Source organism: Sulfitobacter sp. UBA4523 (genome assembly GCF_002388305.1).
GTDB lineage: Bacteria > Pseudomonadota > Alphaproteobacteria > Rhodobacterales > Rhodobacteraceae > Sulfitobacter > Sulfitobacter pontiacus.
Map to the genome: position 1 here is coordinate 1 of NZ_DGMH01000005.1, position 24,265 is coordinate 24,265.

Here is a 24,265-nt window from a genome sequence, read left to right on the forward strand (position 1 = left end):
TCTTCGGGCGCGCCGTCGATCTGGTCATAGGCGCGGAAGTCGCCGAAGTACTTGGTGATCGCCGCGGTCAACGTGGTTTTGCCGTGGTCAACGTGACCAATGGTACCGATGTTAACGTGTGGTTTATTACGTTCAAACTTTGCCTTAGCCATGGAGCAGCCCTTTATATTAATGAGGGCCTGAACCCAGACCCAAACCTATCTGGCGGGCGATGTATTGGGTCTGGCGCATAAAATCAAGCACCTGTTCGCCTCACACCGCCGCAGAATTCATGTAAATGCGCACTAGTTCGCTGTTACCGCCGGCGCAGAGGGGATTTCAGCGCGCTCGATGACCGCGTCCGCCGGGCGTTCGAACCAGCCTTCGGCCTTATTTTGCTTGACCAAATAGTTCTCGATCGACTTTGCAGCATTCTGGCTGAGGTTCTTAAGCTGTTCTTCAGCAGTCTTGGTGTAGCCAGACCCCACGATAGGCCCCTGATCAAGGGATTCGAAAACGGTGATCTGGTGCGGTTCGTCCGTAAGCTTTTGACCGGCGGCGTCGTCCCAAACGGTAAGGTTCAGGATCATGATCGACTTGGGCGCAAGCACAAGCGGAATACCCGGAGGGGCAAGAACATAGCCTTCGACACTGACGCCAAAGTGGTAATTGCGCGCGCCTTCATAGCGGTCAAAACGTTCGGCAATGGCGTCTTTGACAGCCGTCGTCAGCACCTCTTCACTGACTTCGCGGCTGATCGGCAGTTTCTGTACCTTCGGCGCGACAACGATGTTGTGGTATAGATTAAAGTCACCCAAAGGCACCGCCGGCTTGTCGAGGTCGGATGCCCCGTTACACGCAGAAAGGACCACGATACTGATCAAAGCTGATAAAATTCGAACCATTTCATGCCTCCTCGGCGCATTTATGCCCTTTGCGATACCCTAAGGCTGAATAGGGTGCAACGTTTGCTAAAGTGGCACGCACCGGGAGGCGTGCTATCTTATGTCCGTCTGATGAAGGATAATTGCCATGGATCGCCCCCTGCCCGCCCGCGTGGCCTTGGTTAACCAACCCCTAGGCCTGTTTCGCAGCCTCGCTATGGCGCGACGTAATGTGCTCAGCATTATTCCTGAAATAGCTGTCAAACAGCCGATGGTCTCTGGCAAAATGGGCAAGCGTTGGCACATGGTTATGGACCCGACTGCCATCCGCGAGATGCTGTTGGATCGGGTTGACGACTACCCTAAATCCTTGGTGACAAAAAACCTTTTGCGCCCCGCGATCGGAGACTCCCTTTTCATTGCGGAGGGTGCGCATTGGCGCTGGCAACGCCGCGCGGTGGCGCCGGCCTTTTCACACCGCAATATGCTGAACCTGTCGCCCATCATGACCGCAGCAGCGCAAAGGTCGGCTGACCGGATCGTCGCCGCTGGCCCGCGGGCCATCAATATGCTGGACGAGATGGTCACGGCGACATTCGACGTCATCTCGGATGTCACTTTCTCGGGCGGCGACGGGTTTGACCGCGGCGCCGTGCACCGCGCCATTGACGACTATATTGCAGAGGCCGGGAAACTGAGCCTTTTCGATATTCTTGGCTTGCCAGACTGGCTTCCGCGCCCAGGACGGGCGATGTCGGGCCGCGCCTTGAAAGATATGAAACGCATTGCCGACGGCGCGATAGATGCGCGGGCCGAACGGGGGCCCAGCGATACGCCGGACCTCCTGGATCTTCTCCTTGATGGCACCGACCCCAAGACCAAGCGTCAGATGAATACGGCCGAGCTACGGGACAATCTGTTAACCTTCATCGTCGCAGGGCATGAGACGACGGCCCTTACCCTGTCTTGGGCGCTCTATCTGATGGGCTTTGATCAGGCCGTGCAGCAAAAGGCCCGCGCCGAGGCGCAAACCGTGTTGCAGGGCCGCGCGGCGACGGGTGCAGACGTCGAAAACCTACCATACATCCGCCAAATTATCGACGAAACCCTGCGCCTGTACCCGCCAGCGGGGGTGATTTCACGCACCGCGCAGAGAAATGACACCTTGTGCGGCAGGGAAGTTCGGCCCGGCGATACTGTCATGGTGCCGATTTACGCGCTTGGCCGCCATCAGCAGCTTTGGGACCAGCCCGATGTTTTCGACCCCGACCGTTTCAAAGATCGCAAAGCGATCGATCGATACGCCTACCTGCCCTTTGGCGATGGCCCGCGTATCTGCATCGGCGCGTCCTTTGCGCAGCAAGAGGCGGTGATCATCCTCGCGACCTTGCTTTCGCGGTTTCGTTTCACACCGGTCGCCGGGAAAAGCCCTGAACCGGTTATGATCCTGACCCTACGCCCCGAAGGCGGAGTATGGTTAACCGCAACGCCTGCCTAGTCGCAAATCCGCCGCAGGTCGCCCCAGGCGTTCGCGTCGACAATAGCTGAGTATTCAGACTGCGCGCGCGCCGCATTTTGCGCGGCAGTGATGCGGTCATCGAATGATGGATGGCTCAGGAAATGGGCCATCAACGGGTTCGCTTCGCCTTGGGTCTGGCGCATGCGCTCGAACATGGCCCCCATCGCTTTCGGAGACACGCCCGCAGTCGCCAGAAGTTTATGCCCGAACGCGTCTGCCTCTGTTTCAGCCTGCTGGGTATAGGTCGCGCTGATCAAACGCTCTGCCAGAAACAACACCACGGCACCGCCTGCGAAGTCACCGAACAAAAGCCCCAAAACGCCAATCGATCCGGCGGACCGCAACGCATGGCGTGTCGGGTCACGACTGACAACATGACCAATTTCATGCGCCAGCACAGCGGCGACCTCATCCGGGGACTGGGCTTGCTGGATCAGCCCGTCGAACAGCACGACAATCCCGCCGGGCAGCGCAAAAGCGTTCACCATCGGGTGGTCCAGCACCAGGACATTCAAATCCTGCACCGCCCCCTCGCCCGCGTTAAGCGCGGTGATCATGCTGGTGAGCGCCGCTTCGCCCGCCGAGGCGTCGCAAATGGCGAGGGGCTGCATGCCGGTTTCGTCCAAGGCCCTGCGAATTTGGCCCAATGTCGCCTCACCCAACGCGGCCTCTCCCGCTGGTGGGATGAAATTCGCCAAACGGTCCGCCAAAAAAGGCACCAGCACTGTAATCTGAAGCACAACAGCCGCGACAGCTGCCATCGCCCAGGCGAACAACCTACGTCGCCCTCGGGCCCGCGCAGGGCGGCGAGCGGCAGGAAGATGTCGTAGCAGCGTCTTATCTGCAACGACAAGCCGCGCCAGCGGATCTGTAACCGAGCGCAGGGTATAGTCTTTCCCACGCGCCTGATCGGGCACCAACCGAATATCGCCAAGCCGCCAGAAGATAATATCTTCGCTATCCAGTCCAATCTGCAGATTATCGTTCGCAATATGCAGGCTGACGTCTTCGGCGACCGGACGATCACCGTCAAAATAGGCCGCCCCCATGCCGTTAAACCCGACGCTCATATCGCGGCTCCCAGGTCCAACGCCTCTGCAAACCCTTCGGCTTCGGCGAAGTCATCCCGCCCCCACTGGCTGATGCTTTGCAAACCGTCATACCGCGGAATCGCACAGGTTTTGGCCATGTGACGCATTAACGGAAAGGTGACGAATGTGTTGTAGCAAACGTTCCACATCAAAAAGACCGAAAGGTAAAAAACCGCCAACACCACGATCGCCAAAGCCCGCGGGATCGGAAGCGTTTCGATGTCGACCCCCAAATCAAACCCCATAAAGGCGCTTGGTCCAATCACGACAAATGCCCCTAACACTAGCAAAAACACCCCCAGAACGAGGACCGAATATGCGATAAAGCTGCCGAAAACGTAGATGAACGCGATACGCGGTGCGCTTAGCCTCGACGTTATGGCGATACCATTCGCTGTCTTGTGGTTTGCCATTATTCTTTTCGAAACAAAGCGATAGTGCACTGCACCGTAGACCATGCCTAGCAGGCTCACGGGGAAAAGGAGCAACCACCAAGCGCCTCGCATAGAAAATGCTGCGCCCTGCCCGTCAGCCAGCGTTTCGAGCATCTGCGAGGCGAAGCCCGACGTGTCGAAAGTCTGGGACGCGGCAGATATGTACGCGTAGGCCACGCTAACAAGAAGCAGCAAGGTGAACAAAGCAAACGGAATCGCGGCACGATAGAGCATGCCCCAACGCCCCCCTTGATGCAGCTGTGCCGATCCGAAAAAGGTGCGGTCCGTCGTGTATTTCTCAAGGTAGAAGGTCATACGTGGCCAAAGCAGCCCTAGCGAGAAAATGGTGACCAACCAATGCAGCATAGCGCGCCAGACATACCCCCATGCACCTTTATCAAGGCCAAACCGCACCCCGCGCCATCGCGTCCGTCCCAAGACGTACCGTCGCGCACGATATCGGGCATAGAACCACAAAGGAACAACCCCGAATCCCGCTGCGACGTACCCTAAGGTCGCGCTCGAAAACACCGAGAAGCTGACGAACATCAGAATCAGATTAATGATTCCGATGTAGAAGGTGAGGATCACAACGGCGATGAAGAAGCCCAATAGCTTCTCAATCGGATCGCCGACGTATTCCATCGGATGCCCGCCCGGCCGGATTGCGGACCAATACCATCGCCGCAAACGGGTCTTCATCCAGAACCGGTAGAACCCCAGCGTCATAATCGTGAGAAAACCGGTTTTGAACGCCAACCAAAAGAGCGCGCCGCGCCTCCCGACGAATTGAACCGACATCGCGGGTGCCGAACTACTGGGGTATGACAGCTCGGCGTCACTCACGTCGCTTGCGATCAACCGAAACGGTTATCACGCGGGAACCCACGCGGTGCCATGCGCCCCGCTGTCGCGCGTTTGCCAGTCCATTCGGTCAGGTCAGCTTCGGTGCGTGTCCGGCCTGCCGGATCCTGCCAGCTTAGCCCGTTCTCGCGGCTAAACGTGATCGCATCAGACATGCCCCCGTCTTTGTATTTTTGCAGCCGCACACCTTTGCCGCGCCCCATTTCGGGAAGCTCGTCCAAGCCGAACACCAAGACTTTGCGATTTTCGCCCACGACGGCAACGGCATCCGCATCGCCGGTCACCGGCGCGCAAATCATTGCTTTCGCGTCGCCGCGCACGTTCAGCACCTGTTTACCGCTGCGTGTCTGCGCCAGAACATCATCCTCCGGCACGATAAATCCATCCCCGGCCGAGGAAGCCACCAATAGCTTGCGCCCCGCCTTGTGGATCAAAATATCGACAATTTGAACTTCGTTGGGCAGATCCACCATCAACCGCAAGGGTTCTCCCATGCCGCGCCCGCCGGGCAAGGTCGATGCAGACACCGTGTAAAAGCGCCCGTTCGACCCGAAGACCAGCAGCCTGTCTGTTGTCTCTGCATGGAAAATAAAGCGGGGTCCGTCCCCATCCTTGAACTTCAACTCGCGGTTCAGATCGATATGTCCCGTCATCGCACGGATCCAGCCCATCTGCGAACAGACAACCGTAATCGGTTCGCGGTCGATCATCGCCTCCAGCGGGACTTCCTCGATCACGCCAGCTTCGGAGAAGCTCGTTCTACGACGACCGATGTTCTTACCGTCCAGCGACCAGTCCTTGCCGAACTGCTTTTTCGTCTCGCGCAGCTGGTCGATGATCGTATCCCATTGGGTACCTTCATTTTCCAGCAGATCTTCGAGGCCCGAGCGCTCCTCCATCAAGGCGGATTGCTCGCGCAGCAATTCGATTTCTTCCAAGCGGCGCAACGACCGCAGGCGCATGTTCAAAATCGCGTCGGCTTGAACTTCGGATAGCGCGTTTTCTGTGGAGGGCGCTGGCGGTACATAGCTCGCCTCGTCCATCGCGCGCACGTGATCCTTCCCCCAATCCTCGGCCATCAACGCCGATTTCGGGTCCTCGTCATAGCGAATGATATCAATCACGCGATCGAGGTTAAGAAACGCGACGATAAAACCTTCCAAGACCTCTAGTCGGTGGTCGATTTTCTCCATCCGGTGGGTCGAGCGCCGCTGAAGCACCTCGCGCCGGTGATCAAGAAACGCGCGCAGCACTTCCTTCATCGAACATACTTTAGGCGTCACACCGTCGATCAAGACGTTCATGTTCAACGAGAATCGCACCTCAAGATCAGAGCTGCGATACAGCATCCCCATCAGGACCTCGGGATCAACGTTCTTGGAACGCGGCTCGATGATCAGGCGAATATCGTCGGCCGATTCGTCGCGTACATCGCCCAGAATCGGAACCTTCTTGGTCTGAATAAGCTCTGCGATCTTTTCGATCAGCTTGGATTTCTGCACCTGATAGGGAATTTCAGTGATGACAATTTGCCAAGCACCGCGCCCCAGATCCTCTGTTTCCCACCGACAGCGCAGACGAAAACCGCCCTTACCCGTACGATAGGCATTCGCAATGTTTTCAGGCGGTTCAACGATAATACCGCCGGTCGGAAAATCGGGACCGGGAACGTATTTAAGCAAGGTATCATCGCGGGCATCGGGCGTTCTGATCAGGTGGATACAGGCGTCCACCAGTTCCGAGATATTATGCGGCGGGATGTTGGTGGCCATGCCAACAGCGATACCCGACGACCCGTTTGCCAGAAGGTTCGGGAACTGCGCGGGCAGAACCGCAGGCTCGGTCAGTGTGCCGTCGTAATTCTCTCTAAAATCGACAGCATTTTCATTCAGACCTTCCAGCATGGCCTCGGCCACGGCGGTCATGCGCGCTTCGGTATATCGGCTTGCAGCGGGGTTATCCCCGTCGATGTTGCCAAAGTTCCCCTGCCCGTCAACCAACGGATAACGCACGTTAAAATCTTGCGCGAGACGCGCCATCGCGTCGTAAATCGCAGCGTCGCCGTGCGGGTGATAGTTCCCCATTACGTCGCCGGAAATTTTCGCAGACTTCCGGAATCCCCCGGTGCTGTTAAGCCTCAGTTCACGCATCGCGAATAGAATTCGACGGTGAACGGGCTTTAATCCGTCGCGCGCATCCGGCAGCGCGCGGTGCATAATAGTAGACAGCGCATAGGTCAGATACCGGTCGCCCAATGCACGGCGCAAAGGCTCTGACGAATTGCGAGAATCTGGATCGGCGGGGGTGGTTACATCTGACATCTTCATTGTTTAGCCAAGGCCGCGAGACGCGGCAAGCGACTGTTTGGGGCGCAGCGCCCCAGCACGGTGTGCGGTGTCTCTGTCATGCAACTTTGCAAACATATTGGAACGATTAGGCAGCATTTTATGTTATACTTGATAATACAGCCTTGGGGAGACCTGCTGCGGGTCTAGGCTGTCTGCTATTTCGAGGAATGTGTGATGAAGCGGTTTATTTTGTTGACCTTCGGGTTTCTTGGTTGGGCATTCTACGAGATGAGCGGCGGGGCCGATTTTCAACCCGCGAGCGTTCGGATGGCTGCGAATGCAGACCAGATGCCGACACAAGAGAGTGGAATCACCGCCGAAACCTCAAACGAACCAGTCGAGACGGCAAAGGTCATCCCGGCGGTCGCGACGGCTCCGGTTGATACGACCCCGCCGGGTTTTGAAAGCACCGCGCAAGCTGATGATGCCGAACGCGTTTCTGTCACCCTCACAACCGCATTGAATACTGCGGACACCGGTGCTGCGACTGACGTATCGTATGTGCCTGTTGCCCAGAATATCGCGGCGAACGGGGCGGACACGCCCGCAATTATTCCCAGTCTGATTGTTCCGAACGACAGCGGTGCCGCGATCGTAGAGGCCCGTGCTGAAACGAACCTGAGCAGCGAGGCGGATATTCGCTCTGTATCCGGCAACCGTGTGAATGTCCGTGGTGGTCCGGGCACCGAGTTTCAGGTCGTGACCAAGCTAGGTCGCGGCGATTCGGTCGAGATTATTCAGGATAACGGCGATGGATGGGTAAAGATGCGCCCCGTGGACGGCGGACCAGAGGGCTGGATGGCCGATTTCCTGTTGTCGAACGGGTAAACTACTCAACAACTCCCGAGACAACAGTTAATGCAACAACGTACAATTTTAATTACCGGCTGCTCCTCCGGGATCGGCTACGCGGCTGCGCATACGCTGCGCGAACGCGGCTGGAGGGTTTTCGCTTCGTGCCGCCAAACACGCGATTGCGAGAGGTTAGCCGCTGAAGGATTTGATGCGCCCCAGCTCGACTATACGGATGCCAGTAGCATCGCCACTGCGGTGGATCATGTACTTGAGCAAACCGGTGGCACGCTCGATGCCCTTTATAATAACGGTGCCCATGCGACACCCGGTGCCGTCGAAGACCTCCCCACAGATGCGCTGCGCGAGATATTCGAAAGCAATTTCTTCGGCTGGCACGAGCTTACGCGCAAGATCATCCCTGTGATGCGGGCACAGGGTCACGGACGCATTATCCAATGCTCGTCCGTCCTGGGTCTTGTCACAATGCCGTGGCGTGGCGCTTACAATTCTACGAAATTCGCGCTGGAAGGCTTAACGGACACGCTTCGTATTGAGCTTCGCGACACCCCCATCCACGTGACCATGATCGAGCCCGGGCCCATTACATCCAACATCCGCGCGAACTCTATCCCGCACTTCGAGCGCTGGATCGATTGGAAAAGCTCTGCCCGAAAGGCGCAATACGAAAGCGCGTTGTTAGACAGGCTATACACTGCGAGAGGGACCGACAGGTTCGAGCTTCCGCCACAAGCAGTCGTTGACAAGCTTATCCATGCGCTGGAGGCCGACCGCCCACGGCCGCGGTATTATGTCACGACGCCGACGCGTATCTCGGGCATTTTAAAGCGTATTTTACCAACACGTGCCCTAGACTGGGTGCTCTCTCGATAAATTCGGGTTGCGCTACTGCATGACCCCGCTACATCTTTCAGCAACACAAAGGATGCTTATGTTCGCTGATCCGTTATATATCCTGACCGTCGTTGCCGTGATTGCGGTGGTTATCGTATTGATTTTTGGGCTTGGGGGCTTCGCTGGTGGCGGAGAATTCAATAAGCGCAATTCAAATAAACTCATGCGCATGCGCATCATCGCACAGTTCATCGCTGTCGTTCTCATCGTCATATATGTGTACCTGCGAAAGGACGCTGGCTGATGGTTGTTCTTAATAAAATCTACACCCGCACCGGCGACAAAGGCGAAACCGCGTTGGGAAACGGGGCCCGTGTGGCCAAACACGACCTGCGGGTCGAGGCATATGGCACATCTGACGAATTGAACTGTTTTGTTGGTGTCGCGCGGCTTGAGGCGAAAGGCGAAACCGACGCCGCGCTGTCGCGTATCCAGAACGATCTGTTCGACCTGGGCGCTGACCTGTGCCGCCCCGATATGGAAGCGGATGCAGACGCCGAATACCCGCCTCTGCGCCTCGCGGCGGAGCAGGTCGACAGGCTTGAACGTGAGATCGACGTGATGAACGCTGATCTGTCCCCGCTGAGAAGCTTTATTCTACCCGGCGGCACCGCACTTGCCGCGCATTTGCACGTGTGCCGGACAGTTGCGCGCCGCGCCGAACGGCTTGCGGTGCATTTGGCAGACAGGGATTCTATCAATCCGGCCACCGTCAAATATCTGAACCGGCTAAGTGATTGGTTTTTCGTCGCGGCGAGGGCTTCAAATAACGGCGGTAAGGACGATGTATTATGGGTGCCCGGAGCTAATCGCTAAGGCCGTCAGTCAGAAACGCCGCGTCGAAAGACAATAAATTACTATTTTTGACTGTTTTGCATTCGATTGCTTCGTTACACCGACGAAGAGTTCACATGATCTGGGCCGAACCGGCCCGGATCGTCAACTGAGGAGAGAGAACGCTCATGAAGGTACTGGTACCTGTAAAGCGCGTGATCGACTACAACGTGAAAGTACGCGTCAAAGCGGACGGCACGGGTGTTGATCTTGCAAACGTAAAGATGTCGATGAACCCGTTTGACGAGATTTCCGTCGAACAAGCGATCCGCATGAAAGAGGCCGGCCAGGTCGAAGAAGTTGTGGTCGTCTCTATCGGCGTAAAACAGGCGCAGGAAACACTGCGCACAGCGCTGGCAATGGGCGCCGACCGCGCGATTCTGATCGTGGCCGCCGACGATGTGCACAACGATATCGAGCCTTTGACCGTTGCCAAAATTCTGAAAGGCGTCGTCGAAGAAGAGAAGCCCGATCTTGTTCTTTGCGGTAAGCAGGCGATCGACAACGACATGAACGCCACTGGTCAGATGCTGTCCGCTCTGCTGGGGTGGTCGCAAGCGACCTTCGCCTCCAAAGTCGACATCGATGGCGACAGCGCTGTTGTTACACGTGAAGTCGACGGTGGTTTGCAGACTATTAAGGTTTCCATGCCTACAGTCGTGACTGTGGATCTGCGCCTGAACGAACCACGCTATGCGTCGCTACCCAACATCATGAAGGCAAAGAAGAAGCCTTTGGATGAAAAGACACCTGCCGATTATGGCGTCGAGGTTTCCAACCGTTTGGAAATCATCAAGACGGCTGAGCCAGCAGAACGTGCTGCGGGCATCAAGGTCGAGTCGGTCGATGAACTGGTTGCGAAACTTAAAGAAGCGGGGGCTGTGTAATGGCTGTTCTACTCCTTGCAGAAGTAACTGATGGCGATCTGGCACTTGACGCGACATCCAAAGCCGTTGCTGCGGCCAAGATGCTCGGCGATGTTACTGTTCTCTGCGCTGGTGGTTCCGCCGCTGCGGCGGGCGAAGCGGCGGCGAAAATCAACGGTGTTTCCAAAGTTCTGGTCGCCGAGGATGAGACCCTTGGCCACCGCCTCGCGGAATCCACGGCGGCGTTGATCGTATCGCTCGCCGGTGATTACGATCACATCACCGCGCCAGCGACCACAGACGCTAAAAACGTGATGCCACGTGTTGCTGCGTTGCTTGACGTCATGTTGCTGTCCGATGTGTCCGGTGTTGTCGACGCGGACACGTTCGAGCGTCCCATCTATGCGGGCAACGCGATCCAGACGGTCAAATCCTCGGATGCGAAAAAGGTTATCACCTTCCGCACCACGACGTTTGACGCCGCGGGCGACGGTGGCTCCGCCTCTGTAGAGACGGTATCCGCTGCGGCCGATCCCGGCCTGTCTTCCTGGGTAGAAGACCACGTTGCTGAAAGCGATCGCCCCGAGCTGACATCGGCTGGCGTGGTTGTTTCCGGCGGCCGTGGCGTTGGCTCCGAAGAAGACTTCGCCTTGATCGAAAAGCTGGCTGACAAGCTGGGTGCCGCTGTTGGCGCTTCGCGCGCTGCCGTTGATTCGGGCTATGCTCCGAACGACTGGCAAGTTGGTCAGACCGGTAAGGTTGTCGCGCCCGAGCTTTATGTGGCGGTTGGTATCTCCGGTGCGATCCAGCACTTGGCCGGCATGAAAGACAGCAAGATCATCGTCGCCATCAACAAAGACGAAGAAGCGCCGATCTTTCAGGTTGCGGACTATGGTCTGGTGGCAGATCTGTTCGAAGCCGTTCCCGAGCTGATCGAGAAACTGTAAGCCTTTAAGGTTTTCATGGACAAGGCCCGCAGTCACCTGCGGGCCTTTTTCTATTTCAGGTGTTCAATCGCCTGCGCGACCGCCTTCGCAATCTCTTGATGTGCCCTAACGCCGGGGAGCTGTAACGCCCGCTCTTTTTCTATTGCAGGGAACACCATCCCCTCCGTCCCCTTGGACATGGCCGCGTGTGACGGTGTCACATATACCACTCCGGCCGCCAGCCGACTCACCTGAGAAACCATAGCTTTGGTCACGAACAGAGGCCCCGCGCGAGCCTGCGCCCCCATGTCCCGCGTGGGCTTCTCGGGACCAAGGTGAAGCAGCACGCATGGTCCTGACATTCGGCCAAGCAGCAGGGTCATCCGTGCGATCCAGGCCTGCTGAAGCTCACGCACCACCATCGCGAACCGAGTGGGCGAGACTTGCTTGAGCGCTTCCAATAGGTGGCGTGTGAAATGAAACTCCGCAAAATCAACCTCGGGGTAGATGGAGCAAAGCAGTTTCGACGGTGCGATAAATCTGTCGTTTCGACGCGGGTGCACTGAGTAGTAACGATTCGACATATTATGTGCCCCCAACACTTGCACCACGGTCACATGCGCCCCGGCGGCAATTTTCATGACTTCGGTATCATGTAGAAACACATCCAGACCCGCGTTTTGTAACCCGAAATTGATGCAAGGCACCCCGCTAGACAGCTCTACCAACGTAGGGAACGGAGTTTCGACGTAGCGGCCAAACGTCTGGGTGCCGCCAACAAAAACCACATAGGGCGAGGAAGTTCCCCGAAGAGGTCCGCGAAACAGTAGCTTCGACGTGCCATAGCGGCACAACGCGTAGTCCAACCGCCGCCTGCCATCCTCCGTAGCGCCCATACCGTTCACCCTGTTCCACCGCTTTACGGACGCAGAATCGCCCTAAGTATTTTCGATTTCCTTAATGTTCGGATTTGAGAAAAGCTGTCGTGAATTCCGACCCTTGCGGCTGCTACCCCGCCCGCTTTATGCTGCGGCGAAACAAAAGGGGACAGCGCATGGATATCCAGACAATCGGCATCGTTGGCGCAGGCCAAATGGGCAACGGCATCGCCCATGTTATGGCTTTGGCGGGCTACGACGTGCTGTTGAACGATGTAAGCGCTGAAGCACTGCAAAAGGCGGTTGATACAATTACCGGCAACCTCGACCGTCAGGTTGGCCGCGGTAAGGTAACCGAAGCAGACCGTGACGCGACGCTCAAAAGAATCGTGACAACCCAAACACTTGCAGAGTTGGGCCAAAGCGATCTGGTGATCGAGGCGGCGACCGAACGCGAGACCGTCAAGCAAGCGATTTTTGAAGATCTGATCCCCCACCTCAAACCGACCACGATCCTGACGTCGAACACGTCGTCAATTTCGATTACAAGGCTCGCCAGCCGAACCGATCGCCCTGAAAAATTTATGGGGTTCCACTTCATGAACCCGGTGCCCGTGATGCAGCTGGTGGAGCTGATCCGCGGGATTGCGACGGATAAGGAAACTTTTGAGGCCTGCCGCGGCGTCGTTGATAAACTGGGCAAAACTGCGGCCTCTGCCGAAGACTTCCCAGCATTTATCGTAAATCGTATCTTGATGCCGATGATCAACGAGGCTGTCTATACACTCTATGAAGGTGTGGGCTCTGTCGAATCTATCGATAGTTCACTCAAGCTGGGGGCCAACCACCCGATGGGGCCGCTGGAGCTTGCAGATTTCATCGGTCTAGACACCTGCCTGGCGATTATGAACGTGTTGCATGACGGGCTGGCCGATACGAAATATCGTCCCTGCCCGCTGCTGACAAAATACGTTGAAGCGGGCTGGCTGGGGCGTAAATCTCAGCGGGGTTTCTATGACTACCGCGGCGATGTGCCTGTTCCCACGCGATAAATCTGCAGCAAGCAGCGGGGGCCAGCCCCCGCGCCCCCGGAATTTATCCCATTTGGAAGATAGCGTTAGTCTTTAAGCGCAAGTGTATGTGCCCGTAGCCACGCCATGAAACCGCGCGGGTCGTCCGCATGAGCGGCCATCTGCTCTGGCGAAAGCGGCGCGCCTACGATCGGGCCCTGCGGCTTGTCGCAGGCGTGCACAATCTCGTGGAGCAAAAGCCCCTGCCGCAAGATGGGCGAGATTTTATTCGCAATTTGATAGGCTCTGCTATTTTGCCCTGGAAAGTGCATCGGCACCACTTGCGCGCCCGAGCGCCGGATCATTTTCGCGGTGAAAACATTCCACTCCGCCTCTATGGCAGGGCCGAACATGGTATCCGAAGCCGCTACGACCCCAGAGGGGAACAGCGCGACAACACCGCCATCCTTCAGGTGCGCCATCGCTTTGGCGCGCATTTCGACACCTTTGCGCTGCGCATCAGGGTCATGGGGAAACGGCACGGGAATCATATAGCTGCCCGCGACCTCATCGATAGAGGTCAACAAAGAGCGCGTCAGGATCCGATAATCAGGGCGTACCCGTCCGATCAGATCGGCGAAAATCATGCCATCGACCATCCCGTGCGGGTGGTTCGCAACAACGACCACTGGACCCGTTTTCGGAATTCGATCCAGCTGTTCCTGCGGGGTCGTCAGGTCGATACCCATCGTATCAAGTGCCGCACGCCAGAACCCCTGCCCTGTGGGCGCGCCCTGTTTCTCGAACTGTCGGATCAGGCGTAGAACCTTGAGCTTGCCGGTGAAAAGTTCGATAGCGCTGATGATCCCCGATTTGACAGGATGATCAAACGTGGATGCATAGGACAGGCTTCGGCGGTCATACTTCGTGAAGGTCACCGGTTCGCCGCTGCCATCGTTCAGCAGGGGCGCAGGGCCGGTTGGCGCATTCTCCGTCATGTGGTTAACCCTTTACGCATCACAGTGACCACCAGCCGCATTGCAAACACCGCCGTTACTGGCCTTCGCCAAACTTGTCAGCCACCAAGGCTGTTAACGCATCGGCCAATGCGTCCTGATCCGGGCCGGAGGTCTGTACATCAATCGTACACCCTTTGGACGCCGCAAGCATCAGCAGCCCCATAATGCTGTCACCAGAGGCGGACATCCCGTCCTTGCTGACTTCGGCGCGCGCATCAAAAGCCTCGACAACCTCAACCAGCTTGGCGGAGGCGCGGGCATGCAGGCCTTTTTCGTTTACGATTTTCAATGAGACTTGGGTCATACAATAGGGGCCTTGCTATTCCGCACTAACATTCTGGCTATCAATATATTTTCTGCCGGCCGCCAGGGCCGCGCGCACCGCCTCGGGCACTTCCAGATCACGTGACTTTGCCAGCTTGATCAACATGGGAAGGTTTGCGCCGTAAAGGATCCGACGGTTTTCGGGACGGCATGCAAGCAAGCTGAGGTTCGACGGAGACCCACCGAAAAGGTCCGTTACGACCACAACACCATTGCCCGTATCCACGGCATCGGCTGCCTCGCAGATTTCCCGCTGCTTTTCGGTACGATCATGGTCTGCATGGATCGCAATAGCGCGCACGCCGTTTTGCGACCCAACAACATGTTCGATCGCAGCCAAATATTCTTTGGCCAATCCACCGTGTGCAACAATCACAATACCAATCAACGCGATGTCTCTTCCCGTTTACTACGATCCAGTTCGCGGTGTCTGATGGACACCTGCCAGCCGTCGTTCGAAAGTTTGAACGCCAGATGTTCGGCCAAAGTTACGGAACGGTGTTGCCCCCCTGTGCAGCCAAACGCAAGAGAGATATGCGATTTACCTTCAGTCTTGCAGGCTGGCAGGATCAATTGACACAGAGAGTTTACCTGTGCGGCAAAGCTTTCGAACAGCGGGTCGGCATGCACGTAATCGGCGACCTCTTTTTGTGTGCCGTTCATACCACGCAGGGAGGGCTCCCAATAGGGATTGCGCAAAAACCGGCAGTCAAACACCATATCCGCACTGCGGGGCAAGCCGCGCTTATACGAGAAAGACTGTACAGATACGCTGAGGTGATGCTCCCCATCAAGCGCGAACCAGCGCTCCACTTCCGCACGCAACTGGTGCACATTCAGCTCGGACGTGTCGATCAGGACATCCGCCAGCGCCAGCACCGGTTCAAGCAGCTCTTTCTCGCGCACGATCCCCTCGACAGGTGTAGCGGTGGCCGCCATGGGGTGACGCCGGCGTGTTTCGGAGAAGCGCCGAAGCAGGACGTTGGTCGCACAATCCAAATATAGCAATTCAATATCTACATCGGGACGAGACCGCATGTCCGACATCAGTTCGATCACGCGATCGGTCGAAAAATCGCGGTTCCGCAAATCGACACCAAGAGCCATCGGACGCAGTTGACCCGGGGCTTCGAGCAAAGCGCGCAGCATCCGCATGGGAATATTGTCGATCGCTTCAAAGCCTGCATCCTCCAACACATTGAGCGTCGAAGATCGCCCTGCCCCCGCGGGGCCGGTCACCAGCACCATACGCCGGTTGGGTGTTACATCATCAGTCATCTGCTGTGTATTTCATCATCTTTGCCATCAAGTAAACAGAGGCAGCAAAATGAGGCCCGTCGCATCGTTTCAGGCATCGGATTTGGATGCCCATCACGTTTTGGTATGTGATTTCGGGAAGGCGGTCAGGCTCATCTTGGTCGAGGTCTACGATAAGAAAGATCGGTATTGCACTGCGATGTTTCAAGGTCAGCAAGCCGACACCGCGCGCCTCGATCAACCCTTTGATCGCGGCGGGTGGGTGCGCGATAACCTGGGCATCCTGAACGATCAAATCCGTGCGGTCATCGGCAACCAGCTCGGCCCCCATCGCAATCATCTGCAGCGCCAGCGCGGACTTGCCTTGACCCGAGCCCCCCCTGATCATCACGCCACGCCCATCAATCGCGACGGTGGTGGCGTGGATCGTGCTTTTGGTCATGGCTGGTTCAGGTGGGCAGGCCGACCACAAAGCGCGCGCCAAGGGGATCAGAGGAGATATCGGCGTCTGTGGGCCGGATATTTTCTGCCCAGATCACGCCGCCATGCGCTTCGACAATCTGCTTCGAGATCGCCAGCCCGAGGCCGGAGTTATTGCCAAAATGCTCTTCCGGGCGCTGCGAATAAAAACGTTTAAAGATCTTCGACAGAGCTTGCTCTGGAATGCCGGGCCCGGTGTCTTCGACGACCACAAGAACGCGATTTTCACGTTTACGTGCCCAGACTCGAATGGCATCGCCGTCTTCACAGAACGAGACGGCATTGCTGATCAGATTCACAAAAACCTGTGCCAAGCGTGCTTCCAACCCGTGCACGATGATCGGCTGTTCGGGCAGATCGGTGATAAAATCGATGCCACGTTTGCGCGCATCTTCGCCAAGATACTGACCCAGGTTGCTGATCATCATCAGCAGATCAAACGGCTCTTCCTCTTCCTTGACCAATTCGCTGTCCAGACGGGACGCATTCGAAATATCACTCACCAAACGATCCAACCGGCGAACGTCATGGTCGATGACATCCAGCAGTTTCTCGCGCTGGTCCTCACGCTTGATCAGGCGCAGCGTGCCTACCGCAGAACGGAGCGAAGCAAGCGGGTTCTTGATCTCATGCGCGACATCGGCGGCAAACTGTTCGTTTCCGTCGATGCGGTTGTATAACGCGGAAACCATCCCGCGCAGTGCGCCCGACAAGCGCCCTATTTCATCAGGACGCGCCGTCAAATCAGGGATCCGAATGCGGCCCGGGTTCATCTTCCGCGCATCTTTGTCACGCCCAAGCTCTGCCGCGGCAGCAAGATCGGACAACGGATTTGCGATGGTCGAGGCCAGCACGAGGCTCAACCCGATCGAAACCAGCGTCGCGATCACGAACATCTGGAGCACCCTCTCCCGTTCGCCGCGAACCAGTTTGTCAATTTCACCCGCAGCCGAGGTGACGGCGACAACCCCGACGGGCAATCCGTTCTGCACGATCGGCGTAGCAACGGAGAAAAGCGTGCCGCCAGTGCCGACAAGATCGTTCCGCACCTTGGTCCCGCCTACCAATGCACCCGAGACCAACGGCTGCAACTGTTCCGCCAACGGAGCAGGATCTGCCGTGGCGGCGCTTTCGAAGGGTCGGGAGAGCAGCCCCCAAAGCCAGCTCAACCCATCGGAAATCAGCGCCGTGTCATCTTCGGCACCGACGTTATTTCGCGCGGCAGCACCCGCGTTCTGCGCAACAAGGCTTTCGGTAGAATCGAATACAAACACCTCGATCCCGCTGCGCAAATCAAGCCGGCCAAGGCTTGCATCCACATCCATCGCGTCGCTCAGGCTGTCAGGCGCATCCGCCGTTGCCAACTGCGCCTCAAAAACGTCAGCGATCAGTTCAGCTTCCGAAACCAGTGACGCACCACGCTGCACGGCCAGACTATCGCGAGAAGAGTTAAGATAAAGAATACCGGCGGCCAGAACATTCAACGCAATCAAGTTAAATGTGATGATCTTACGCGTCAGCGGCGACGCACGCAGAGAGAACAGCCCCCGCCGCGCGCGTTTGCTGCGCAATTCATCTGTCGCGGTTTTGTCCGGAGCGACCCAATCGTCGCCCAATACAACATCACCGTCCCGATAAGGTGTGGTCATGTCTCGCACAAAATTCCTTTCGACAATGGCCATGGCTCAGGTCACTCTTCGTTGTATCTGTAGCCGATGCCATAGAGTGTTTCGATCGCGGAAAACTCGTCATCCGCAGTCCGCATCTTTTTGCGCAACCGTTTGATATGACTATCGATTGTACGGTCGTCGACGTAAACTTGATCATCATATGCCACGTCCATCAACTGGTCACGTGACTTCACAAAGCCGGGGCGCTGTGCAAGCGCTTGCAGCAGCAGGAATTCTGTCACCGTCAGGGACACGTCCTTACCTTTCCAGCTTACCGCGTGGCGCAACGGATCCATGCGCAAATCACCACGTTCGATCACTTTGGTTTCTTCGGTGTCGCCGACCTCGTTGGCTTCCACCGCATCCTGACGGCGCAACAGCGCACGGATACGTTCAACCAAAAGCCGCTGACTAAAGGGTTTTTTCACGTAGTCGTCAGCCCCCATCCGCAGGCCGAGCACCTCATCAATCTCGTCATCTTTGGATGTCAGAAAGATCACGGGCATCGCGGTTTTCTGGCGAAGCCTTTGCAGCAAATCCATGCCATCCATGCGAGGCATCTTGATGTCCAACACCGCCATGTCGGGCAGTTTTTTGTTGAACGCATCCAACGCGGCTTGCCCGTCATTATATGTCTCGACTTCGAAACCTTCGGCTTCCAACGTCATTGAAACCGACGTCAGGATATTCCTGTCGTCATCCACCAATGCAATTTTAGACATTGCCTGTTCCTTTTATATGCTGCTCAACTGCCATAATATTTTTTCTTTCATTGATCATCAATTTACGCGGCCGAATCAATCGGAAACTGCGAATCGCTCCTCATCTTGGCCATAATCACGCCACAATTTGCTAATGAATGGCTAAATTGCCGCACATACAGGGTGCAGACGCAACGTTACCCCATAGGACTTTACGTTCAATTAACGACAGTTTCCGCAAACAGTTACATGGTGGCGCTAACTGCGACTAACCTACCTGTTCATACTGTAAATCAACGTGCTAAGAGGCGGACACGACCCCTTGGGTCGAGCCATTTGTGCAAGAATTGGCACCTTTTCTCGGTGCAGCTACAGGAGACATCACATGACGTTAGGCCGCGTAAATCCGCAATTCCGCCTCGAAGACCAAGGCATAAGCGGGCTTGGTGATGTCTATTACAACATGATCGAACCCGCGTTGGTCGAAGCCGCGCTGAAACGGGAAGAGGGCACGTTAGGCAAGGGCGGCGCGTTTCTTGTGACGACGGGCAAATTCACCGGACGCTCCCCCAAGGATAAACATGTCGTAAAAACCGACAGCGTTGCCGATAAAATCTGGTGGGAAAACAACGCCGAGATGTCGCCTGAAGGCTTTGATGCGCTTCACAAGGACATGTTGGCGCACATGCAGGGGCGTGATTACTTCGTCCAGGATCTGGTCGGTGGGGCCGATCCGAAACACGCGATCAACGTGCGTATGGTAACCGAGTTGGCTTGGCACGGTCTGTTCATTCGCCACATGCTGCGCCGCCCCGAGCGCGACGCGCTGGATGATTTCATCGCGGACTTCACCGTGATCAACTGCCCGAGCTTTTCGGCTGATCCAACCAAACACGATTGCCGCTCGGAAACCGTCATTGCGATGAACTTCGACAAAAAGATGATCTTGATCGGCGGCACAGAATACGCAGGTGAGAACAAGAAATCTGTATTTACGCTGTTGAACTACCTGTTGCCGGAAAAAGGGATCATGCCGATGCACTGCTCGGCCAACCATGCTACCGGCAATCCCGTTGATACCGCTGTATTCTTCGGTCTGTCAGGCACAGGAAAGACCACGCTATCCGCCGATCCGGGCCGGACGTTGATTGGTGACGATGAACACGGCTGGTCGGATAACGGGACATTCAATTTCGAAGGTGGCTGCTACGCCAAGACGATCAACCTCAGCCGAGAGGCAGAGCCCGAGATTTACGCCACTACCGAAAAATTCGGCACCGTGATCGAGAACATGATCTTTGATGAAGACACCAAAGAGCTTGATTTCGACGATGACAGCCTCACCGCCAACATGCGTTGCGCTTACCCGCTTCACTACATTTCTAACGCCTCGGCGAAAGCGACGGGTGGGCACCCCAAGAATATCATCATGCTAACCTGTGATGCGTTCGGTGTCCTTCCCCCTATCGCGCGTTTGACCCCGGCGCAGGCCATGTACCACTTCCTGTCTGGCTTCACCTCCAAGGTTGCCGGTACCGAACGTGGTGTGACTGAACCCGAGCCTACATTCTCGACCTGCTTTGGTGCGCCCTTCATGCCGCGCCGCCCCGAAGTCTACGGGAACCTTCTCCGCGAGAAGATCGCGGCGCATGGCGCAACCTGCTGGTTAGTAAACACTGGCTGGACTGGGGGCGCTTATGGCACAGGCAGCCGCATGCCGATCAAAGCAACGCGCGCGCTGCTGACCGCAGCATTGGAAGGGTCGCTCGCCGGGGTAGAGTACCGCAAAGATCCAAACTTCGGCTTTGACGTTCCCGTGGCGGTTACGGGTGTTGCTGACATCCTGCTGGATCCACGCCGGACATGGGACAACCCTGAATCCTACGATCGTCAGGCTGACAAGCTGGTCAAGATGTTTGCGGAAAACTTCGAACAATACCTCCCTTATATTGATGACGACGTGAAAGCGGCCGCCATCGGCTAAAGCTTACTAGAGCCGCGCCAATGCGCGGCTCTTTTTCCATGCGCAGACTATGCTGCTTTCGAAGCTCGGTCCGAGAGCGGCATATCCAGAATAAAGCGCAAATCATCGCGCCCCATATAGGCCATGAACCCCTCGACTGGCGCATCCATTCCGTTGATGAACCACCGCAACGTGCCTGGCTCCGTATGCATATAGCCATGCCGCGCTGGAAAGCCCTTATACACGACCGAGTTGGTCATAAACGCGATGACATGGTCAGGATCCCAATGCTGCATCGCCTGCCAGAATGCATAGCGCCCCAGCACAGAAGATAGACCTGCGTTTCTGAACTCTCGCGGCGTTGTGCCCACCCAGAACTCCCCATGATAGCACACGTCGCCAGCGATGCGCTGCGCACCCGGCCCCGCCCGATACCGTGATCGAAGAAAATCGATGTCAACGCCGGGCGGCGGAAACTCGACAAATGACCGACGAAGATATTCGGCTAGCTTGGCTCCTTTCAAATCCAGCATACGCATTGCCTGCGTATGCATAACATCGCCTTTGGCATTTCGGCCGACAATCCAAAAGGCATTGGTTTCGTTCAGGTCGTGCGTTTCAGGGTCAAACGGCAGCCCTAGCAAGTGATCCGGACGCGCGTCCTGCAATATCGTCTTATACTCAGCAAAATCATAACCGACCGTTAATGTGATCCCGGCCTCCTGCAAAAGTGCGGAACTGCTGGCGATAAACCGTTCGCCGTCTTGAAAACTCAACAACGTCATACTGAACTCTCCTTTGATGCAAGCTGATCAAAGGGTAGCTTATTTATCGGGAATTTTCTTCGATTTTTCGGTAACCGGCTAGAAGCCGACGATTGCATCCTCCGGCATGCCAACCATCGCGTCTTGATCCAACCCAGAGATGGTGACGTGACGTGATCTATCTACCGCGGATATCAAAGCAAAGCTTCCGTCAGGGAAGCGGCTCGCCATCAAAAGTCGTTTATAGGCCAATGGGATAAGCTCGCCGCCTGCCGTGTTCCTCGGCATTTGCGTCACAACCTCGTCAAGGCGGACCCCGCCATTCGCCTGAACCTCACGAAAGGGGAAATCCAGCATCGCCTCAAACTCGGGACCGCCCGGAAAATTGCCGAGAGGGCGGCCAATACTGCTGCGCGCGTTCTCCCAACCCCACCAACTTGTGTAGAATGATTCTTGTCCGACTTCGATACAGATCCAACCACTGGGTGAGTCGCGATACACTAGGACATAGGGGCGAATTTGTTGAAAATTCTCATGTTCCAACCGGCCCTCGCTCTGCACCCAGGCCGAGAATGCCTCCTTGATCATTTCAGATTCACCATCCCAAATCTGGGTAAGTGGCCGTTGCTGTTGATAAAAATTCCATCCGTTGGGTGTTTCGTGGGACAGCCGTAAAAGCCCACCCGTGCTCCGCGTGTTGCCCTTGATCCAGACTTTGCCCCGCGCGAGAAACTCACGCGCTTCTGGCAAAGCTTCTTCACCACGTTGTGTTAATTTGTACCGGCGCTCATCAACCTCAAACATCGGAGCCCCCAAGAACTCCTCAATTTGGGCGATATGGCGCCGAACTGTCTGCCGCGTACTTCCCAACAAGCGCACAGCTTGACTGAGGTTCAACGTATCCGCGAGGACGGTAAAAGATCTAACCATTTCATATAGTAACGGCGGAATTCGGTCCGCGTCAAAATCAACTGGCTTTGGGCTGTCGACAGTGTTCATTCGTCACCAATGGTAAATCAATCATACATTAAGGCATTATTCATAATACACCCTTGGCCACTTTGTAACCACAAATTGAATAAATCTATCCAATTGAACGGAAAGAGTGATTTGGGGATGACTAATTCAACAACAACCGGAGGTAATTAATATGTCGCATCCAGTGGACATCCACGTCGGCAAAAAACTTAAACAGATCCGTACGCTGCGTCGGCTTTCCCAAACTGATGTGGCCAAGCGGTTAAACCTGTCGTTCCAGCAAATCCAGAAATACGAGATCGGGTCAAACCGCGTCGCGGCAAGCCGCCTGTTTGAACTGTCCCAGATTTTAGACGTAACGCCCGCATATTTCTTTGAAGGTCTGCATGACAACACGAATGATGCGCCCAAAGCCGACCCGAGCATCGAGATTGTCAGCGCCTTGGCCGCAATAAACGACGACGCGCTCAAAACACGTATTGTGACGTTTATCGAAGATGTGTCTGGGCTGACGGTCGCGCGTCAGGGCTAAGCCTTAACCAAACACGCCTCGGCGCACCAAGTTTGCGCCTGCAATCAATAGGATGACCAGCGTCGCTTTCTTAAAGGACGCTTGGTCAATCTTATCCATGACTTTGCTGCCAAGCCACATACCGGTTAGCGACGGCAAGATCATGACGGCGGAAAAGGGCACGGTTTCGGCGCGAAGCACGCCAGATCCGAAGTGTGAAAACAACAATAGCACCGCGCCGAGTCCGTAGATGACACCCTGAACCCGCATTTGGTCGTGCTTGGGCGTGCCCAATGCGGTCAGGTAGGCGACGGTAGGCGGCCCCCAAACGGCCGATACGCCACCGACCGCCCCAGCGAAGGCACCTATAAACGCTTCTAGTTTTGTAGATCGGTGCGACAGGGTGAAGCTACGCCCCGTCACCTGCCACAGCGCGAACAATGTGATCGGAACGCCAATCACTAGCAGCATCGTATCGGCGGCGAGAAAACGCACGGTCTGCGCTGACAAGCTAAGCGCGATGCCGCCCGCAATCAGGAAAACCTTAAACATTTTGATGGAGTCCCAAGCCGCGGCCACCCCCTGCCTTAGTGCCTGAAACATATTGGTAATTACGGTCGGGAAGATCAGCCCGGCAAGGGCAAGCTCAGGCGACAAGAACATCGTTAGCCCTGAGATTAGCACCAGCGGCATCGCGAACCCCACGACGCCCTTAATGAATCCCGCCACAAGGCCAATTCCAAAGGCGAACGTCCATTCTGACGGCGTCAATAAACTGAAAAACATGTCCATACCGCACGTCATATCAAGATTGCGGCGGAGCGCACGCGAAATCCTCAGCGTAATTTTAAACCAAATTGACGCAGCAAAACGTATCTTTATTGTGCTGCACCTGCGAAAAGGGTATGCCGTGCTTAACCAAACAAGGGAGTTTACAGATGGCACATGATGGACAAGACGTGATTTCTGGCGCGAACATCGTGATCGATGACCTGCTCGCAACCACCAGATCAACGCTGGCCCCGGTAGACCGCCTTTTAGAAGCCGCTAAATCCGCGGTTCGTGCGACCGTTTCTCAAGACGGGAAAGTGTCGAATGCACTGGTCGAAGAAAACCAAACCGCCGCGCATGGTCTTGCGTGGCTTGCGACCTACGCCCAATCGCTTCACCAGATGCAGCTATGGGCAGAGAAGCTCGACGCAGATGGCACGTTTTCCGAAACAGAACAGCTGATCCATCAAATCGCATTCGGCGAATA

Annotated in this window: 26 protein-coding genes and 1 pseudogene; 11 read left to right on the plus strand and 16 right to left on the minus strand. The window is 56.2% G+C overall.

All coding sequences use genetic code 11. From position 1 onward, the window contains the following. Together B3849_RS00455 and B3849_RS00460 are read right to left on the minus strand one after the other, a co-directional pair. The coding region (locus B3849_RS00455; RefSeq protein ID WP_286779703.1) for a GTP-binding protein at positions 1-152 on the minus strand (152 nt) is incomplete at its 3' end. A 132-nt stretch (positions 153-284) separates the two neighbouring features. Next, on the minus strand, positions 285-884 hold the full coding sequence (locus B3849_RS00460; protein WP_278424371.1) for a hypothetical protein: 600 nt from the start codon (positions 882-884) through the stop codon (positions 285-287). 127 nt (positions 885-1,011) lie between these two features. On the opposite strand from B3849_RS00460, the gene B3849_RS00465 reads away from it, so the two are divergent. After that, entirely contained in the window at positions 1,012-2,361 is a 1,350-nt protein-coding gene (locus B3849_RS00465) for a cytochrome P450 (protein WP_278424372.1), read from the plus strand. On the opposite strand, the gene B3849_RS00470 is transcribed toward B3849_RS00465, so the two are convergent. From B3849_RS00470 to B3849_RS00480, 3 genes are read right to left on the minus strand one after another with little or no spacing between them, the layout of a single operon-like run. Beyond that, complete coding sequence (locus B3849_RS00470) at positions 2,358-3,452, minus strand: M48 family metallopeptidase (protein ID WP_278424373.1); 1,095 nt, start codon at positions 3,450-3,452, stop codon at positions 2,358-2,360. The genes B3849_RS00465 and B3849_RS00470 overlap by 4 nt on opposite strands. Continuing rightward, a complete protein-coding gene (locus B3849_RS00475; protein ID WP_288397110.1) occupies positions 3,449-4,708 on the minus strand; it encodes a DUF898 family protein in 1,260 nt (419 codons plus the stop codon). Before B3849_RS00475 ends, B3849_RS00470 begins: the two co-directional genes overlap by 4 nt. A 56-nt stretch (positions 4,709-4,764) precedes the next feature. Beyond that, positions 4,765-7,092: a DNA topoisomerase IV subunit A gene (locus B3849_RS00480; protein ID WP_278424377.1), complete on the minus strand. Its 2,328-nt coding sequence runs from the start codon at positions 7,090-7,092 to the stop codon at positions 4,765-4,767. A gap of 201 nt (positions 7,093-7,293) precedes the next feature. Between B3849_RS00480 and B3849_RS00485 the strand changes: the two genes are divergently transcribed. The 6 genes from B3849_RS00485 (at position 7,294) to B3849_RS00510 (ending at position 11,473) form a co-directional block, all read left to right on the plus strand. Then, complete coding sequence (locus tag B3849_RS00485; protein WP_278424378.1) at positions 7,294-7,947, plus strand: SH3 domain-containing protein; 654 nt, start codon at positions 7,294-7,296, stop codon at positions 7,945-7,947. Positions 7,948-7,977: 30 nt separating this feature from the next. Further along, on the plus strand, positions 7,978-8,805 hold the full coding sequence (locus B3849_RS00490) for an SDR family oxidoreductase (protein WP_278424379.1): 828 nt from the start codon (positions 7,978-7,980) through the stop codon (positions 8,803-8,805). Positions 8,806-8,863: 58 nt separating this feature from the next. Beyond that, positions 8,864-9,070, plus strand: coding sequence for a twin transmembrane helix small protein (locus B3849_RS00495; protein ID WP_037953908.1), 207 nt, complete (start codon positions 8,864-8,866; stop codon positions 9,068-9,070). Then, the gene (locus B3849_RS00500; protein WP_278424380.1) at positions 9,070-9,642 is read left to right on the plus strand and encodes a cob(I)yrinic acid a,c-diamide adenosyltransferase; all 573 of its coding nucleotides are present in this window, start codon (positions 9,070-9,072) and stop codon (positions 9,640-9,642) included. The genes B3849_RS00495 and B3849_RS00500 overlap by 1 nt, the downstream gene beginning before the upstream one ends. 146 nt (positions 9,643-9,788) lie before the next feature. Further along, the gene (locus B3849_RS00505) at positions 9,789-10,547 is read left to right on the plus strand and encodes an electron transfer flavoprotein subunit beta/FixA family protein (protein ID WP_005849900.1); all 759 of its coding nucleotides are present in this window, start codon (positions 9,789-9,791) and stop codon (positions 10,545-10,547) included. Then, entirely contained in the window at positions 10,547-11,473 is a 927-nt protein-coding gene (locus B3849_RS00510; protein WP_278424381.1) for an electron transfer flavoprotein subunit alpha/FixB family protein, read from the plus strand. Before B3849_RS00505 ends, B3849_RS00510 begins: the two co-directional genes overlap by 1 nt. Positions 11,474-11,523: 50 nt before the next feature. On the opposite strand, the gene B3849_RS00515 is transcribed toward B3849_RS00510, so the two are convergent. After that, the gene (locus B3849_RS00515) at positions 11,524-12,348 is read right to left on the minus strand and encodes a DUF6473 family protein (RefSeq protein WP_278424383.1); all 825 of its coding nucleotides are present in this window, start codon (positions 12,346-12,348) and stop codon (positions 11,524-11,526) included. A gap of 158 nt (positions 12,349-12,506) precedes the next feature. Here B3849_RS00515 and B3849_RS00520 point away from each other — a divergent pair, with 158 nt between their 5' ends. After that, positions 12,507-13,382 carry a 3-hydroxybutyryl-CoA dehydrogenase gene (locus B3849_RS00520; RefSeq protein WP_005849905.1) on the plus strand — a complete coding sequence of 292 codons (876 nt, stop codon included), beginning with the start codon at positions 12,507-12,509 and terminating at the stop codon, positions 13,380-13,382. Between the two features lie 65 nt (positions 13,383-13,447). Here B3849_RS00520 and B3849_RS00525 read toward each other — a convergent pair whose 3' ends face one another. The 7 genes from B3849_RS00525 to B3849_RS00555 are packed head-to-tail and all read right to left on the minus strand — an operon-like array spanning position 13,448 to position 18,812. Then, positions 13,448-14,338, minus strand: coding sequence for a lysophospholipid acyltransferase family protein (locus tag B3849_RS00525; RefSeq protein ID WP_278424384.1), 891 nt, complete (start codon positions 14,336-14,338; stop codon positions 13,448-13,450). A 55-nt stretch (positions 14,339-14,393) separates the two neighbouring features. Further along, positions 14,394-14,663: an HPr family phosphocarrier protein gene (locus B3849_RS00530; protein ID WP_005849908.1), complete on the minus strand. Its 270-nt coding sequence runs from the start codon at positions 14,661-14,663 to the stop codon at positions 14,394-14,396. A gap of 15 nt (positions 14,664-14,678) precedes the next feature. After that, the gene (locus tag B3849_RS00535) at positions 14,679-15,071 is read right to left on the minus strand and encodes a PTS sugar transporter subunit IIA (RefSeq protein WP_005849910.1); all 393 of its coding nucleotides are present in this window, start codon (positions 15,069-15,071) and stop codon (positions 14,679-14,681) included. After that, positions 15,068-15,961: an RNase adapter RapZ gene (gene rapZ / locus B3849_RS00540; protein WP_009825323.1), complete on the minus strand. Its 894-nt coding sequence runs from the start codon at positions 15,959-15,961 to the stop codon at positions 15,068-15,070. Before rapZ ends, B3849_RS00535 begins: the two co-directional genes overlap by 4 nt. After that, positions 15,954-16,382 (minus strand): HPr kinase/phosphorylase, encoded by a 429-nt coding sequence (locus B3849_RS00545; RefSeq protein WP_278375867.1) that lies wholly within the window; start codon positions 16,380-16,382, stop codon positions 15,954-15,956. Before B3849_RS00545 ends, rapZ begins: the two co-directional genes overlap by 8 nt. 7 nt (positions 16,383-16,389) lie before the next feature. After that, complete coding sequence (locus tag B3849_RS00550; protein WP_278424386.1) at positions 16,390-18,102, minus strand: sensor histidine kinase; 1,713 nt, start codon at positions 18,100-18,102, stop codon at positions 16,390-16,392. Positions 18,103-18,110: 8 nt separating this feature from the next. Next, complete coding sequence (locus B3849_RS00555; RefSeq protein ID WP_278424387.1) at positions 18,111-18,812, minus strand: response regulator transcription factor; 702 nt, start codon at positions 18,810-18,812, stop codon at positions 18,111-18,113. A 364-nt stretch (positions 18,813-19,176) separates the two neighbouring features. Between B3849_RS00555 and B3849_RS00560 the strand changes: the two genes are divergently transcribed. Beyond that, positions 19,177-20,775: a phosphoenolpyruvate carboxykinase gene (locus B3849_RS00560; protein WP_278375865.1), complete on the plus strand. Its 1,599-nt coding sequence runs from the start codon at positions 19,177-19,179 to the stop codon at positions 20,773-20,775. Positions 20,776-20,822: 47 nt separating this feature from the next. Here B3849_RS00560 and B3849_RS00565 read toward each other — a convergent pair whose 3' ends face one another. Both B3849_RS00565 and B3849_RS00570 read right to left on the minus strand, forming a co-directional pair. Continuing rightward, a complete protein-coding gene (locus tag B3849_RS00565; RefSeq protein WP_132998197.1) occupies positions 20,823-21,539 on the minus strand; it encodes a hypothetical protein in 717 nt (238 codons plus the stop codon). Positions 21,540-21,617: 78 nt separating this feature from the next. Continuing rightward, complete coding sequence (locus B3849_RS00570) at positions 21,618-22,448, minus strand: helix-turn-helix domain-containing protein (protein WP_009825327.1); 831 nt, start codon at positions 22,446-22,448, stop codon at positions 21,618-21,620. Positions 22,449-22,668: 220 nt separating this feature from the next. On the opposite strand from B3849_RS00570, the gene B3849_RS00575 reads away from it, so the two are divergent. Then, entirely contained in the window at positions 22,669-23,028 is a 360-nt protein-coding gene (locus B3849_RS00575) for a helix-turn-helix domain-containing protein (RefSeq protein ID WP_005849925.1), read from the plus strand. A 3-nt stretch (positions 23,029-23,031) separates the two neighbouring features. On the opposite strand, the gene B3849_RS00580 is transcribed toward B3849_RS00575, so the two are convergent. Then, the gene (locus tag B3849_RS00580; protein WP_278424389.1) at positions 23,032-23,799 is read right to left on the minus strand and encodes a sulfite exporter TauE/SafE family protein; all 768 of its coding nucleotides are present in this window, start codon (positions 23,797-23,799) and stop codon (positions 23,032-23,034) included. A 146-nt stretch (positions 23,800-23,945) separates the two neighbouring features. Between B3849_RS00580 and B3849_RS00585 the strand changes: the two are divergent. Next, positions 23,946-24,265: pseudogene (locus B3849_RS00585) on the plus strand (acyl-CoA dehydrogenase); the annotation flags it as partial.

Coding starts and splice junctions, on each gene's coding strand:
- B3849_RS00580 (WP_278424389.1), bottom strand. CDS start 23,799: ATGGACATGTTTTTCAGTTTATTGACGCCGTCAGAATGGACGTTCGCC.
- B3849_RS00565 (WP_132998197.1), bottom strand. CDS start 21,539: ATGACGTTGTTGAGTTTTCAAGACGGCGAACGGTTTATCGCCAGCAGT.
- B3849_RS00560 (WP_278375865.1), top strand. CDS start 19,177: ATGACGTTAGGCCGCGTAAATCCGCAATTCCGCCTCGAAGACCAAGGC.
- B3849_RS00520 (WP_005849905.1), top strand. CDS start 12,507: ATGGATATCCAGACAATCGGCATCGTTGGCGCAGGCCAAATGGGCAAC.
- B3849_RS00470 (WP_278424373.1), bottom strand. CDS start 3,452: ATGAGCGTCGGGTTTAACGGCATGGGGGCGGCCTATTTTGACGGTGAT.
- B3849_RS00495 (WP_037953908.1), top strand. CDS start 8,864: ATGTTCGCTGATCCGTTATATATCCTGACCGTCGTTGCCGTGATTGCG.
- B3849_RS00485 (WP_278424378.1), top strand. CDS start 7,294: ATGAAGCGGTTTATTTTGTTGACCTTCGGGTTTCTTGGTTGGGCATTC.
- B3849_RS00510 (WP_278424381.1), top strand. CDS start 10,547: ATGGCTGTTCTACTCCTTGCAGAAGTAACTGATGGCGATCTGGCACTT.
- B3849_RS00505 (WP_005849900.1), top strand. CDS start 9,789: ATGAAGGTACTGGTACCTGTAAAGCGCGTGATCGACTACAACGTGAAA.
- B3849_RS00545 (WP_278375867.1), bottom strand. CDS start 16,382: ATGACCAAAAGCACGATCCACGCCACCACCGTCGCGATTGATGGGCGT.
- B3849_RS00550 (WP_278424386.1), bottom strand. CDS start 18,102: ATGGCCATTGTCGAAAGGAATTTTGTGCGAGACATGACCACACCTTAT.
- rapZ (WP_009825323.1), bottom strand. CDS start 15,961: ATGACTGATGATGTAACACCCAACCGGCGTATGGTGCTGGTGACCGGC.
- B3849_RS00575 (WP_005849925.1), top strand. CDS start 22,669: ATGTCGCATCCAGTGGACATCCACGTCGGCAAAAAACTTAAACAGATC.
- B3849_RS00530 (WP_005849908.1), bottom strand. CDS start 14,663: ATGACCCAAGTCTCATTGAAAATCGTAAACGAAAAAGGCCTGCATGCC.
- B3849_RS00525 (WP_278424384.1), bottom strand. CDS start 14,338: ATGACGGAGAATGCGCCAACCGGCCCTGCGCCCCTGCTGAACGATGGC.
- B3849_RS00460 (WP_278424371.1), bottom strand. CDS start 884: ATGGTTCGAATTTTATCAGCTTTGATCAGTATCGTGGTCCTTTCTGCG.
- B3849_RS00480 (WP_278424377.1), bottom strand. CDS start 7,092: ATGTCAGATGTAACCACCCCCGCCGATCCAGATTCTCGCAATTCGTCA.
- B3849_RS00570 (WP_009825327.1), bottom strand. CDS start 22,448: ATGGTTAGATCTTTTACCGTCCTCGCGGATACGTTGAACCTCAGTCAA.
- B3849_RS00475 (WP_288397110.1), bottom strand. CDS start 4,708: ATGTCGGTTCAATTCGTCGGGAGGCGCGGCGCGCTCTTTTGGTTGGCG.
- B3849_RS00555 (WP_278424387.1), bottom strand. CDS start 18,812: ATGTCTAAAATTGCATTGGTGGATGACGACAGGAATATCCTGACGTCG.
- B3849_RS00490 (WP_278424379.1), top strand. CDS start 7,978: ATGCAACAACGTACAATTTTAATTACCGGCTGCTCCTCCGGGATCGGC.
- B3849_RS00515 (WP_278424383.1), bottom strand. CDS start 12,348: ATGGGCGCTACGGAGGATGGCAGGCGGCGGTTGGACTACGCGTTGTGC.
- B3849_RS00500 (WP_278424380.1), top strand. CDS start 9,070: ATGGTTGTTCTTAATAAAATCTACACCCGCACCGGCGACAAAGGCGAA.
- B3849_RS00465 (WP_278424372.1), top strand. CDS start 1,012: ATGGATCGCCCCCTGCCCGCCCGCGTGGCCTTGGTTAACCAACCCCTA.